Origin of the sequence: Pseudomonas sp. B19125 (assembly GCF_044218855.1) — a bacterium.
Lineage (GTDB): Bacteria > Pseudomonadota > Gammaproteobacteria > Pseudomonadales > Pseudomonadaceae > Aquipseudomonas > Aquipseudomonas edaphica.
Genome location: NZ_CP162589.1, coordinates 1,832,197 through 1,844,733 on the forward strand (window position 1 = coordinate 1,832,197; position 12,537 = coordinate 1,844,733).

Here is a 12,537-nt window from a genome sequence, read left to right on the forward strand (position 1 = left end):
GAAGCAATGCTGGTCATTCTCCCGGCCCACGCTGTATAAGAAAAACCAATATTGCTGATCGCTCATTAGAGAAACTGATGTTCGACTATAAATTGCTTTCCGCCCTGGCGGCGGTGGTGGAGCAGGCCGGCTTCGAGCGTGGCGCGCAGGTACTGGGGCTTTCTCAGTCAGCGATTTCCCAGCGCATCAAGTTACTGGAGGCGCGTATTGGCCAACCGGTGCTGGTGCGGGCCACGCCACCTACACCCACCGACATCGGGCGACGTTTGCTCAACCATGTGCAACAGGTGCGCTTACTCGAGCGCGACCTGCAAAGCCAGGTGCCAGCGCTGGACGAGGAGGGCATGCCCGAGCGCCTGCGCATCGCCTTGAACGCCGACAGCCTCGCCACCTGGTGGGCCGAGGCCGTCAGCGACTTTTGCGCCGAGCAGCATTTGTTGCTGGACCTGGTGGTGGAAGACCAGACCGTGGGCCTCAAGCGCATGCGCGCCGGTGAAGTGGCGGCCTGTATCTGCGCCAGCGAACGCCCGGTGGCCGGGGCGCGCAGTCTGTTGCTCGGTGCCATGCGCTACCGTGCGTTGGCCAGCCCTGCATTTATAACGCGGCATTTTCCCGAGGGCGTGCGTGCCGATCAGTTGGCACGCACGCCGGCGCTGGTGTTCGGCCCGGACGATTTCCTGCAGCACCGCTACCTGGCATCGCTGGGCGTGGACGGCGGTTTCGAGCACCATTTGTGCCCGTCCTCCGAAGGTTTTATTCGCCTGACCGAAGCCGGACTGGGTTGGGGCCTGGTGCCGGAATTACAGGTGCGCGACCAGTTGCAAAGCGGCGCTTTAGTCGAGTTGTTGCCAGATAAGCCCATCGACGTGCCGTTGTACTGGCATCATTGGCGCAGTGGTGGGCAATTGTTGGGGCTGCTGACCGATCACTTGGCCCAGGCCTGTGGCCAATGGTTGGTGCCGTTGGACTGATGGCGTGCGTCAAGGCAACAGCGATGAAAAACGAAAGAGCATGGGGTAACAAATGAAAATTCTGGTCACCGGCGCAAGCGGCTTCATCGGCGGGCGTTTTGCGCGTTTCGCCCTGGAGCAGGGCCTGGACGTGCGGGTCAACGGGCGGCGTGCCGAAGGTGTGGAGCACCTGGTAAGGCGCGGCGCCGAGTTTATCCAGGGTGATCTCAATGATGCCGACCTGGTGCGCGAGCTGTGCCGCGATGTCGAAGCCGTGGTGCATTGCGCCGGCGCCGTCGGGTTGTGGGGCAAGTACCAGGACTTCCACCAGGGCAATGTGCTGGTCACCGAAAACGTCGTCGAGGCCTGCCTCAAGGAGCGTGTCGGGCGCCTGGTGCACTTGTCGTCGCCGTCGATCTACTTTGATGGCCGCGACCACCTGGGGCTGACCGAGGAGCAAGTGCCAAAGCGCTTCAAGCATCCCTACGCCGCCACCAAATACCTGGCGGAGCAGAAGGTGTTTGGCGCCCAGGAATTCGGCCTCGAAGTACTTGCGCTGCGCCCGCGTTTTGTCACCGGGGCCGGCGACATGAGCATCTTCCCGCGCCTGCTTAAAATGCAGCGCAAGAACCGCCTGGCTATCGTCGGTGATGGTTTGAACAAGGTCGACTTCACCAGTGTGCACAACCTCAATGAGGCACTGCTCAGCAGCTTGCTCGCCACCGGCTCGGCGTTGGGCAAGGCCTACAACATCAGTAATGGCGCGCCGGTGCCAGTGTGGGATGTGGTCAATTATGTAATGCGCCAGATGGACATGCCCCAGGTCACCCGGTATCGGTCGTACGGTTTGTCCTACAGCGTGGCGGCGTTGAACGAGGCATTCTGCGCAATGTGGCCGGGCCGCCCGGAGCCGTCGTTGTCGCGCCTGGGCATGCAGGTCATGAACAAAGATTTCACCCTGGACATCAGCCGTGCCAGGCATTATCTCGACTACGAGCCCAAGGTCAGCCTGTGGACGGCGCTCGATGAGTTCTGCAGTTGGTGGAAAGCTCAGGAGCCGGGGCTGAAATAAGCTCACAACCAGCAACACATCGGGAACCGAATTCAGGCTTCCGGGTCGATCAATGCGGCGCCAACGGGGTTTATACTCCGCTCGCTCGGCTTTTCCGGTCGCCATCTCACCGATTCAGGGTTGATTCATGCGTAACGATGCCAAAGACGATTTCGACAACGTTCCCAGCCTGCGGGCCGACATCGGGGACGATGATGATTTCGAGCCGACTCCCGCCACCTCCGTGCGCTCGCGCACAACCAAGGTGGTCAAGGTCAAGAGCGCCAGCACCGGCCCCCTGTGGGCCTTGGTCGGTGCGCTGCTGATCGCCTTCGCCGGGCTTGCCTGGTGGAGCTTCCAGCAGATTTCCCTGATGGGCCAGCAGTTGGTCGCCACCCAGGAAAGCTTTGCACGCATCAGCGAAGAAGCGGCGGGGCGCCTGCAAGACATTTCCGGCAAGGTGGTGGCCAGCGAGGCCAACGTCAACAACGGCAGCGAAGCCCTCAAGTTGCAGATCAAGCAGTTGGAAACCCAATTGCTGGAGCAAGGCAAGCAGCAAGTCGGCGTGGCCGGGCAGGCAACCGAACTCGACCAGCGCCTGGCACAGATGAGTGCCAGCACCACTGAACTGTCGAACGCGAATGCCAAGCTACAAGGCCAGGTGCAGGCGCTGACCGATGCCGTGGCCACACTTAAGGCGGCGCAGGGTGAGGTCAAGGATCTGTCCGCCGACGTGGCGGCCCTTAAAAAGCAAGGCAACCCGAGCGCGGCCATCGCCCGCCTGGAACAGGACCTGGTGGTGCTCAAAAGCGCGCAGGAGAACCAGCCCGCCAATAGTGATGCGCCAACCAATAAAGAGTTTGATGTGTTCCGCATCCAGACCACGCGCAACATCACCACGTTGCAGAGCCAGGTGCAGAACCTTAACCAACAGCTCAACGCGCCAGCGCGGGTCACCCCACTGGGCCAATAACCCAATGATCGTTCCCACGCTCTGCGTGGGAATGCCGCCATGGACGCTCCGCGTCCCGCTGTAGCGCAGAGCGCCACGGGCTGCATTCCCACGCGGAGCGTGGGAACGATTAATGTCACAGCCTTGTGACATTTCCCCTCCCCTTCGTTACTTGCCCTCGTCTCGCCCTTGTTTAGACTCCGGTCATCCCATAAAAAATAAAAAGGGCTACCCATGACCATGCAACCACTGCCTGCCAGCAGTTGGCTGAACGCACCTGCCCATCACGCCTGGCTCGCCAGCGAAGGCCAACGTCTGCTGGCGTTCGCCAAAGCCTCACGCCTGCCAGACGGCTTTGGCAACCTTGACGGCAACGGCCAACTGCCGGCCGACGCCCACGCCGAAACCATGAACACGGCGCGCATGACCCACAGCTTTGCCATGGCCCATGCCATGGGGGTGCCGGGTTATGCCGACCTGGTTGCCCATGGCGTTGCCGCCCTCAGTGGCCCCTTGCGCGATAGCGAACACGGCGGCTGGTTCGCCGCGCCCAACGCCTTGGATGGCAACCGTGGCAAAGCCGCTTACCTGCACGCGTTCGTTGCCCTGGCTGCCAGCTCTGCCGTAGTGGCCGGCGCACCCGGTGCGCAGAACCTGCTCCACGACGCCGTGCATATCATCGACCAGTTCTTCTGGAGCGAGGAGGAGGGCGTGATGCTCGAGTCCTTCGCCCAGGACTGGAGCGGCGTCGAAGCCTATCGCGGCGCCAACAGCAACATGCACGCCACCGAAGCCTTCCTGGCACTGGCCGATGTCACCGGTGAAACACGCTGGCTGGACCGCGCGCTGCGCATTGTCGAGCGCGTTATCCACACTCACGCTGCCGGCAACCAGTTCATGGTGATCGAGCATTTCGACACGCACTGGCAACCCTTGCTCGGCTACAACGAAGACAACCCTGCCGATGGCTTCCGCCCGTATGGCATCACCCCCGGCCACGGTTTCGAATGGGCACGTTTGGTGCTGCACCTGGAAGCCGCACGCCTGCAAGCCGGGCTGGCCACGCCGGACTGGCTGGTGAGCGACGCCCGCGGCCTGTTCGCCAGCGCCTGCGAATACGCCTGGGCCGTGGACGGCGCTCCCGGCATCGTCTACACCCTGGACTGGAAGCACCAGCCAGTGGTGCGCGAGCGCCTGCACTGGACCCACGCCGAAGCCAGCGCGGCGGCCCAGGCTTTGCTCAAACGCACCGGCGAGCTGCATTACGAAACCTGGTATCGGCGCTTTTGGGAGTTCTGCGAAAGCCACTTTATCGACCGTATCAACGGCAGCTGGCACCACGAACTCAGCCCGCACAACCAACCCAGCAGCAAGATCTGGGGTGGCAAGCCGGACCTGTACCATGCCTGGCAAGCGGTCGTACTGCCTGCACTACCCTTGTCACCGAGTATGACCAGCGCATTGGGCCAAGGATGTTATGTCACCAAGTGGTGACATTTGTGCGTCCCTTTGTTACCTGCGCGCTAAAAATCCATGTTTAAACTCCGTGCAGCGCAAGCTCTAGACTTGCATGCATAACAACAAGAAAAGGTATTCAGATGAACGCGATTAATCGCCTCGCCGTTGCTATTTCCATTGCCTCGTTGTTTCCCCTCAGTGCATTTGCCGCCGACTCGAAAGGGACGGTTGAAGTTGTGCATTGGTGGACCTCAGGCGGTGAAAAAGCAGCAGTAGACGTACTGAAGGCTCAAGTTGAGAAAGATGGCTTCGTCTGGAAAGACGGCGCCGTAGCCGGTGGCGGTGGCGCCACTGCAATGACTGTGCTGAAAAGCCGCGCAGTCGCTGGCAACCCGCCAGGCGTTGCCCAGATCAAAGGCCCGGACATTCAGGAATGGGCGTCCACTGGCTTGCTCGACACCGACGTGCTTAAAGACGTCGCCAAAGAAGAAAAGTGGGACTCGCTGCTCGACAAGAAAGTCTCCGATACCGTGAAGTACGAAGGTAACTACGTTGCCGTGCCGGTCAATATTCACCGCGTAAACTGGCTGTGGATCAACCCGGAAGTCTTCAAGAAAGCCGGTATCACCAAGAACCCGACCACCCTCGAAGAATTCTACGCAGCCGGCGACAAGCTCAAGGCCGCAGGCTTCATCCCGCTCGCCCACGGTGGCCAGCCTTGGCAGGACAGCACCGTATTTGAAGCGGTCGTACTGTCGGTGATGGGTGCCGACGGCTACAAGAAAGCCCTGGTTGACCTGGATAACGACGCGCTGACCGGCCCGCAAATGGTCAAGGCCCTGACTGAGCTTAAAAAGGTCGCGACCTATATGGACGTCGACGGCAAAGGCCAGGACTGGAACCTGGAAGCCGGCAAAGTCATCAACGGCAAGGCCGGCATGCAGATCATGGGTGACTGGGCCAAGTCCGAGTGGACTGCCGCCAAGAAAGTCGCCGGCAAAGACTACGAGTGCGTAGCTTTCCCAGGTACCGACAAAGCCTTTACCTACAACATCGACTCCCTGGCGGTGTTCAAAGTTAAAGACAAGGGCACTCAGGAAGGTCAGAAGGACATCGCCAAAGTGGTACTGGGTGAAAACTTCCAGAAAGTCTTCAGCATCAACAAAGGCTCGATCCCGGTTCGTACCGACATGCTCAATGAAATGGACAAGCTCGGTTTCGACTCCTGCGCCCAGACCGCTGCCAAAGACTTCCTGGCGGACGCCAAGACCGGTGGCCTGCAGCCAAGTATGGCCCACAACATGGCCACTACCCTGGCGGTACAAGGTGCGTTCTTTGATGTCGTGACCAACTACATCAACGACCCGAAAGCCGACCCGGCCGACACCGCCAAGAAACTCGGCGCTGCGATCAAGTCTGCCAAGTAACGGTTAGCACGGCTGGTCCTTGTGAGGGGAAACCCCCTGACCCCTCACAAGGCTTGCTCCTGTAGTCCTTTTTCCCTGTACTGGATTTTCCCATGAGTTCTGTTGCTGTGTTCAGCAAGGCCTCGCCGTTCGATGCGCTGCAGCGCTGGCTCCCTAAGCTGGTGCTGGCGCCGAGCATGTTCATCGTGCTGGTGGGCTTCTACGGCTACATCCTGTGGACATTCGTGCTGTCGTTCACCACGTCCACGTTCCTGCCCAGCTACAAATGGGCTGGTCTTGCACAATACGCGCGGTTGTTCGACAACGACCGTTGGTGGGTGGCGAGCAAGAACCTGGCGCTGTTCGGCGGGATGTTTATCGGCATCACCTTGGTGATCGGCGTGACACTGGCGATTTTCCTCGACCAGAAAATCCGCCGCGAAGGCTTTATCCGCACCATTTACCTGTACCCGATGGCGCTCTCGATGATCGTGACCGGTACGGCCTGGAAATGGCTGCTCAACCCGGGCATGGGCCTGGACAAACTTCTGCGTGACTGGGGCTGGGAAGGCTTCCGTCTCGACTGGCTGATCGACCCCGACCGCGTGGTGTACTGCCTGGTGATTGCCGCCGTGTGGCAAGCCTCGGGCTTCATCATGGCGATGTTCCTGGCCGGCCTGCGTGGCGTTGATCAGTCGATCGTGCGCGCCGCGCAAATCGATGGCGCCAGCCTGCCGCGCATCTACTGGAGCGTGGTGCTGCCAAGCCTGCGCCCGGTGTTCTTCAGTGCGGTGATGATCCTCGCGCACATCGCGATCAAGAGCTTCGACCTGGTAGCGGCCATGACCGCCGGCGGCCCGGGCTACTCGTCCGACCTGCCTGCGATGTTCATGTACTCGTTCACCTTCAGCCGTGGCCAGATGGGCATGGGCTCGGCCAGTGCAATCCTGATGCTCGGCGCGATCCTCGCGATCATCGTGCCTTACCTGTATTCCGAGCTGAGGACCAAGCGCAATGACTAGTCTCGCCTCCAAACCTGCCATCAGCCTGAGTCGCATCGCGATCTACGCGGTGCTGATCCTCGCCGTGCTGCTGTACCTGGTGCCGCTGGTGGTGATGCTGCTGACCAGCTTCAAAACCCCCGAAGATATCAGCACCGGCAACCTGCTGAGCTGGCCGACCGTCGTGACCGGCATCGGCTGGGTCAAGGCCTGGGCCACCGTTGACGGTTACTTCTGGAACTCGATCAAGATCACCGTTCCGGCGGTACTGATCTCCACCGCCATCGGCGCGTTGAACGGCTATGTGCTGTCGTTCTGGCGCTTCAAAGGTTCGCAGCTGTTCTTCGGCTTGCTGCTGTTCGGCTGCTTCCTGCCGTTCCAGACCGTGCTGCTGCCGGCCTCGTTCACCCTCGGCAAGATGGGCCTGGCCAGTACCACCACGGGCCTGGTGTTTGTGCACGTGGTCTACGGGTTGGCGTTTACTACGCTGTTCTTCCGTAATTACTACGTGAGCATTCCAGATGCTCTGATCAAGGCGGCGCGACTGGACGGTGCAGGTTTCTTCACCATCTTCCGGCTGATCATTCTGCCGATGTCGACGCCGATCATCATGGTCTGCCTGATCTGGCAGTTCACCCAGATCTGGAACGACTTCCTGTTTGGCGTGGTGTTCTCCAGCGGCGACTCGCAGCCCATTACGGTGGCGCTGAACAACCTGGTCAACACCAGCACCGGGGCCAAGGAATATAACGTGGATATGGCGGCGGCGATGATCGCCGGGCTGCCGACCCTGCTGGTCTATGTGATCGCAGGCAAGTATTTCGTGCGCGGCCTCACGGCCGGCGCGGTCAAGGGGTAATCATGGCTACGCTCGAACTTCGCAATGTAAACAAGACCTATGGCGCCGGCCTGCCCGACACCTTGAAGAACATCGAACTGTCGATCAAAGAGGGTGAGTTCCTGATTCTGGTCGGCCCTTCCGGGTGCGGTAAATCCACGCTGATGAACTGCATCGCCGGCCTTGAGACCATCACCGGCGGCGCGATCATGATCGGCGACCAGGACGTGAGCGGCATGAGCCCCAAGGACCGTGACATCGCCATGGTGTTTCAGTCCTACGCGCTGTACCCGACCATGAGCGTGCGCGAGAACATCGAGTTCGGCCTCAAGATCCGCAAGATGCCCCAGGCGGATATCGACGCCGAAGTGGCGCGCGTGGCCAAGCTGCTGCAGATCGAGCACCTGCTTAACCGCAAGCCAGGTCAATTGTCCGGTGGCCAGCAACAGCGTGTGGCCATGGGCCGCGCCCTGGCACGTCGGCCGAAGATCTACCTGTTCGACGAACCGCTGTCCAACCTCGACGCCAAGCTGCGTGTCGAGATGCGCACCGAAATGAAACTGATGCACCAGCGCCTGAAAACCACCACCGTGTACGTCACCCACGACCAGATCGAAGCAATGACCCTGGGCGATAAAGTGGCGGTGATGAAGGACGGCATCATTCAACAATTTGGCACGCCGAAAGAAATCTATAACGACCCGGCCAACCTGTTTGTGGCAAGCTTTATCGGTTCACCTCCAATGAACTTCATACCTTTGCGCCTGCAACGCAAGGACGGTCGCCTGGTGGCACTGCTCGACAGCGGCCAGGCCCGTTGCGAGCTGCCGCTGGGTATGAGTGATGCTGGGCTTGAAGATCGCGATGTGATCCTGGGTCTGCGCCCGGAGCAAATTGTTCTGGCCACGGGTGAAGCGAATGGGTCGTCGAGCATTCGTGCCGAAGTCCAGGTCACTGAGCCGACCGGTCCGGACACGTTGGTGTTTGTGCAACTCAACGACACCAAAGTCTGCTGCCGCCTCGCGCCGGACGTTGCACCGCAGGTCGGTGAGACCCTGACCCTGCAATTCGACCCGGCCAAGGTATTGCTGTTCGACGCCAAAACCGGCGAACGCTTGGGCACTGCTGCCTCATTGCCTGCACACGGGCATGCCGACAACGTGGCCCAATTCAAAGGCCGCTGAAGCAGATAACTTGTTGTTTTGGTTAAAAAAAAGTAACCCGCGTTAGATAAAAACAGTTAAATAACAATAAAGACGAGGATGTAGGGATGAAAAAGCAACACAACAACACTCGGCTGATCTGCCAACTGTCAGCAGCAGCAGCCCTGGTATTGTCCGCCAATGCGATGGCGGCCGATGCATTCAGCGCCGACTCCAAATGGATGACCGGTGATTGGGGTGGCGAGCGTACCAAGCTGATCGAGCAAGGTATCGACATCAAGGCTGACTACGTAGGGGAAATGGGCGCCAACCTGCACGGCGGCTATAACGACGACAAGACCGGCCGTTACTCCGACCAGTTTGGGTTGGGCGTAGCGCTCGATCTGCAAAAGTTGTGGGGCTGGGACAACACCCAGGCCAAGATCCAGTTGACCAACCGTAATGGCCAAAACATCTCCAACGACCGTATCGGTGACCCGCGTGCCGGCACGCTGAGTTCGTCGATGGAAGTCTATGGTCGTGGCCACATGGTGCGTCTGACCCAGTTCTGGATTCAGCACCAGATGTTCGATAACAAGCTGGACGTGAAACTCGGTTACTTCGGTGAAGGCGAAGACTTCAACACCTTCCCATGCGACTTCCAGAACCTGTCGTTCTGCGGCTCGCAGGTGGGTAACTATGTAAACACCTGGTACAACTGGCCGGTCGCCCAGGCCGCTATCCGCGTGAAGTACAACATCACGCCTGAGCTGTATGCGCAGATCGGTGCGTACAACCAGAACCCGTCGCAGCTTGAGCACGGCAATGGCTTCAAACTCAGCGGCAGCGGCACCAAGGGCACCGTGATTCCGGTGGAGTTGGTCTGGTCGCCGAAGGTCAATGGCCTGCCGGGCGAATACCGCGTGGGTTACTACAAGAGCGCCGCGGATGCCAGCGACGTACGTGAAGACGTTAACGGCAACGATGCCGCCACCTCAGGCTTGGCTTACCGTACCCGTAGCAGCAAAAGCGGCTATTGGGGCGTTGTGCAGCAGCAACTTACCACCCATAACGGCGACGCGTCGCGCGGCCTGAACATCGCGGCCAACGCCACCTTCCACGACAAGGACACCAACCTCGTCGACAACTATCAGTCGTTGATGCTGGTCTACAAAGGCCCGTTCGATGCGCGTCCAAAAGATGACGTCGGTATCGGTTTCTCCCGCATCCATGTCAACCAGGACGTGAGGAAAAACGCAGAGTTGCTGAACGCAGCCGGTGGTTTCACCGACTACGATCAGGTGGGCTACGCGCCGCTGCGTGACACCGAGTACAACACTGAAATCAACTACGGCTTCCACGTCACCAACTGGCTGACCGTGCGTCCTAACCTGCAATACGTTACCCACCCAGGTGGCGTCGATAAAGTCGACAACGCGTTGGTAGCGGGCCTGAAAATTCAGTCTACGTTCTAACGCTGTTGCGATAAGCTCCTTCTCTCTGTGCGCATTTTGCGGGTAGCCATGGCTACCCGCTTTTTTTGGGGCGCGCTGCACTACCCATGTGGGAGCTGGCTTGCCTGCGATGCAAACGACGCGGTCTGCCTGGATGGCCGAGGCGATGCCATCGCAGGCAAGCCAGCTCCCACAGGGTAACCAAGCTTGAGCAACCATGAACTCCAGGACCGTGGCACATGCATGAGCATCCGCTGCAACGCTTTTTCAAATCCCTGCGTGAACAACCGGTGTTCGCCTGGGAGCGCTTTCAGATGCGCGATGTATTGGTGATCGACCATCCGCTGTGCCAGGCGGTGTTCAGCCGCCAGGGTGCGCAATTGCTGCACTTTCAGCCCACAGGCCAGAAACCCTGGCTGTGGTGCGCAGCCAAGTGGCCACAAGTCGGCGCCATCCGTGGTGGCGTGCCGGTGTGCTGGCCCTGGTATGGGCGCCATCCGAGCGAAAACGCCTGGCCGTCCCATGGCTGGGCGCGGCTGATCGACTGGAAACTGCTCGACAGCAGCACCGACGACGACGGCGTGCGCCTGCACTGGCAATTGCAGCTGTGCGACTGGCAGGTCGACCTGCACGCGCACCTGGGCGAAACCCTTGAGTTGCGCTTGAGCACCGAGCACCAGGACGAATTGCCGTGCCAGCTGAGCCATGCGTTGCACGCTTACTGGCGTATTGGTCACGTCGACGAGATAGCGCTGTCTGGGCTCGATGGCGCGCAAGGTTATGACCAGCTCAGTCGCCAGGTTTGCCAGCAGGAAGGCGAGCTAAGGGTGGATGGTGGATGCCAGCGGGTGTTCCAGCATGAGGGTGAACTGCAGCTCAAGGACCACGCCTGGCAACGTGAGCTGTGCATCGACACCGGCGACAGCGCTGACACCGTGGTGTGGCATCCAGGCAGCCGGCCGTTGTTGGGCGTGAGCTTTAACGAGGCGTCGGGGTTTGTGTGTGTGGAGTCGGCGATGGCGGCAGCCAGTCTGGCGCCGGGGGAGCGGGCGCACCTGAGTTTGCAGGCGCGGGCCGGGGTTTAGTGGTGGAGCTTATGGCGCTATCGCAGGCAAGCCAGCTCCCACAGGGGAATGCATTCCAAATGGGCAGCTCGGTCCACTGTGGGAGCTGGCTTGCCTGCGATAGGGTCGGTACTGCTGGTGGAGATTGCTGCTAGTTAAACTCATCCCCCACCGGATACCGGCTGTCATTCAAGCTCTCTTTGATCTTGCGCAGATGCGGCTGGAAATCCACCCCGCGGCGCAAGGTCATGCCGGTTGCCAGCACGTCCAGCACCGTTAACTGAATGATCCGCGACGTCATCGGCATGTAGATGTCAGTGTCTTCCGGCAATGGAATGTTCAAGCTCACCGTACTGGCCTTGGCCAAGGGCGAGTTCTCGGCAGTCACGCCCAGTACCGACGCACCGTTTTCCCGGGCGATACGCGCCACTTCCACCAGCTCCCGGGTACGCCCGGTGTAGGAAATGATCACAAACAGCTCGCCCGTATGCGCCACAGACGCGATCATGCGCTGCATCAGCACGTCGGCATGGGCGGTCACGGCCAGGTTGAAGCGGAAGAACTTGTGCAGCGCATCCATGGCCACCGGTGCCGAAGCGCCCAGGCCAAAGAAATGGATCTGCCGCGCCTGGATCAACAAATCCACGGCCTTGCTGATCAGCGCCGGGTCGAGGGCCTGGCACGCACTGTCCAGGGAGGCAATGGCGCTGCCAAAGATCTTCTGGGTGTAGGCCTCAGGGTTATCATCGGCCTCCACGGCGCGGCTCACATACGCCGCACCACTGGCCAGACTTTGCGCCAGCTGCAATTTAAGTTCAGGGTAACCGCTGACGCCGAACGAACGGCAGAAACGGTTGACCGTCGGTTCACTGACCGAGGCGGCTTGGGCGAGGGCGGCGATCGAGAAGCGGGTCGCCTGCTGTGGGTTTTGCAGGATGACCTCGGCGACTTTTTTCTCGGCCTTGTTCAATTCTTCGAGGCGGTTCCGGATCTGTTCCAGAAGATTTCGCACGCGGTCCATTCAGTCTTTCCTTCGGGCGACGATGCAAATAAAGGGCGGTAACCCATCGACGAGTGGCCCTTTGCGGTGGCCTATCCTACTGAGGGTAGCTGAACACCACCACTCGGAATGCGTATTTCGGGAAAATGTTGTGGTTATTACTACATTTTTCCTTGAGTGATGCCTTGAAAAAAGGTATTTGTAGCTTAACTTGATAAAAG

The 12,537-nt window shown here is 59.9% G+C and carries 11 protein-coding genes; 10 read left to right on the plus strand and 1 reads right to left on the minus strand.

Annotated features, from left to right (window positions below; translation table 11 throughout):
- The first annotated feature begins 77 nt into the window (after positions 1–77).
- The 10 genes from AB4P96_RS08355 (at position 78) to AB4P96_RS08400 (ending at position 11,337) form a co-directional block, all read left to right on the plus strand.
- The gene (locus AB4P96_RS08355; RefSeq protein WP_017139179.1) at positions 78–971 is read left to right on the plus strand and encodes a LysR family transcriptional regulator ArgP; all 894 of its coding nucleotides are present in this window, start codon (positions 78–80) and stop codon (positions 969–971) included.
- A gap of 52 nt (positions 972–1,023) precedes the next feature.
- Positions 1,024–2,022, plus strand: coding sequence for an NAD(P)-dependent oxidoreductase (locus tag AB4P96_RS08360; RefSeq protein WP_099550447.1), 999 nt, complete (start codon positions 1,024–1,026; stop codon positions 2,020–2,022).
- Between the two features lie 127 nt (positions 2,023–2,149).
- The gene (locus AB4P96_RS08365) at positions 2,150–2,974 is read left to right on the plus strand and encodes an ATPase (RefSeq protein WP_169985124.1); all 825 of its coding nucleotides are present in this window, start codon (positions 2,150–2,152) and stop codon (positions 2,972–2,974) included.
- 213 nt (positions 2,975–3,187) lie between these two features.
- Complete coding sequence (locus AB4P96_RS08370) at positions 3,188–4,447, plus strand: AGE family epimerase/isomerase (RefSeq protein WP_395600668.1); 1,260 nt, start codon at positions 3,188–3,190, stop codon at positions 4,445–4,447.
- Between the two features lie 104 nt (positions 4,448–4,551).
- On the plus strand, positions 4,552–5,838 hold the full coding sequence (locus AB4P96_RS08375) for an ABC transporter substrate-binding protein (protein WP_017139182.1): 1,287 nt from the start codon (positions 4,552–4,554) through the stop codon (positions 5,836–5,838).
- Positions 5,839–5,930: 92 nt separating this feature from the next.
- Positions 5,931–6,839 carry a carbohydrate ABC transporter permease gene (locus AB4P96_RS08380; RefSeq protein WP_017139183.1) on the plus strand — a complete coding sequence of 303 codons (909 nt, stop codon included), beginning with the start codon at positions 5,931–5,933 and terminating at the stop codon, positions 6,837–6,839.
- Positions 6,832–7,677 carry a carbohydrate ABC transporter permease gene (locus AB4P96_RS08385; RefSeq protein WP_017139184.1) on the plus strand — a complete coding sequence of 282 codons (846 nt, stop codon included), beginning with the start codon at positions 6,832–6,834 and terminating at the stop codon, positions 7,675–7,677. The genes AB4P96_RS08380 and AB4P96_RS08385 overlap by 8 nt, the downstream gene beginning before the upstream one ends.
- 2 nt (positions 7,678–7,679) lie before the next feature.
- Complete coding sequence (locus AB4P96_RS08390) at positions 7,680–8,840, plus strand: ABC transporter ATP-binding protein (RefSeq protein WP_017139185.1); 1,161 nt, start codon at positions 7,680–7,682, stop codon at positions 8,838–8,840.
- A gap of 86 nt (positions 8,841–8,926) precedes the next feature.
- Complete coding sequence (locus AB4P96_RS08395) at positions 8,927–10,273, plus strand: carbohydrate porin (RefSeq protein ID WP_017139186.1); 1,347 nt, start codon at positions 8,927–8,929, stop codon at positions 10,271–10,273.
- Positions 10,274–10,491: 218 nt separating this feature from the next.
- Positions 10,492–11,337 (plus strand): D-hexose-6-phosphate mutarotase, encoded by an 846-nt coding sequence (locus AB4P96_RS08400; protein ID WP_017139187.1) that lies wholly within the window; start codon positions 10,492–10,494, stop codon positions 11,335–11,337.
- A gap of 130 nt (positions 11,338–11,467) precedes the next feature.
- On the opposite strand, the gene AB4P96_RS08405 is transcribed toward AB4P96_RS08400, so the two are convergent.
- On the minus strand, positions 11,468–12,328 hold the full coding sequence (locus tag AB4P96_RS08405; RefSeq protein ID WP_169985276.1) for a MurR/RpiR family transcriptional regulator: 861 nt from the start codon (positions 12,326–12,328) through the stop codon (positions 11,468–11,470).
- Between the last annotated feature and the right edge of the window lie 209 nt (positions 12,329–12,537).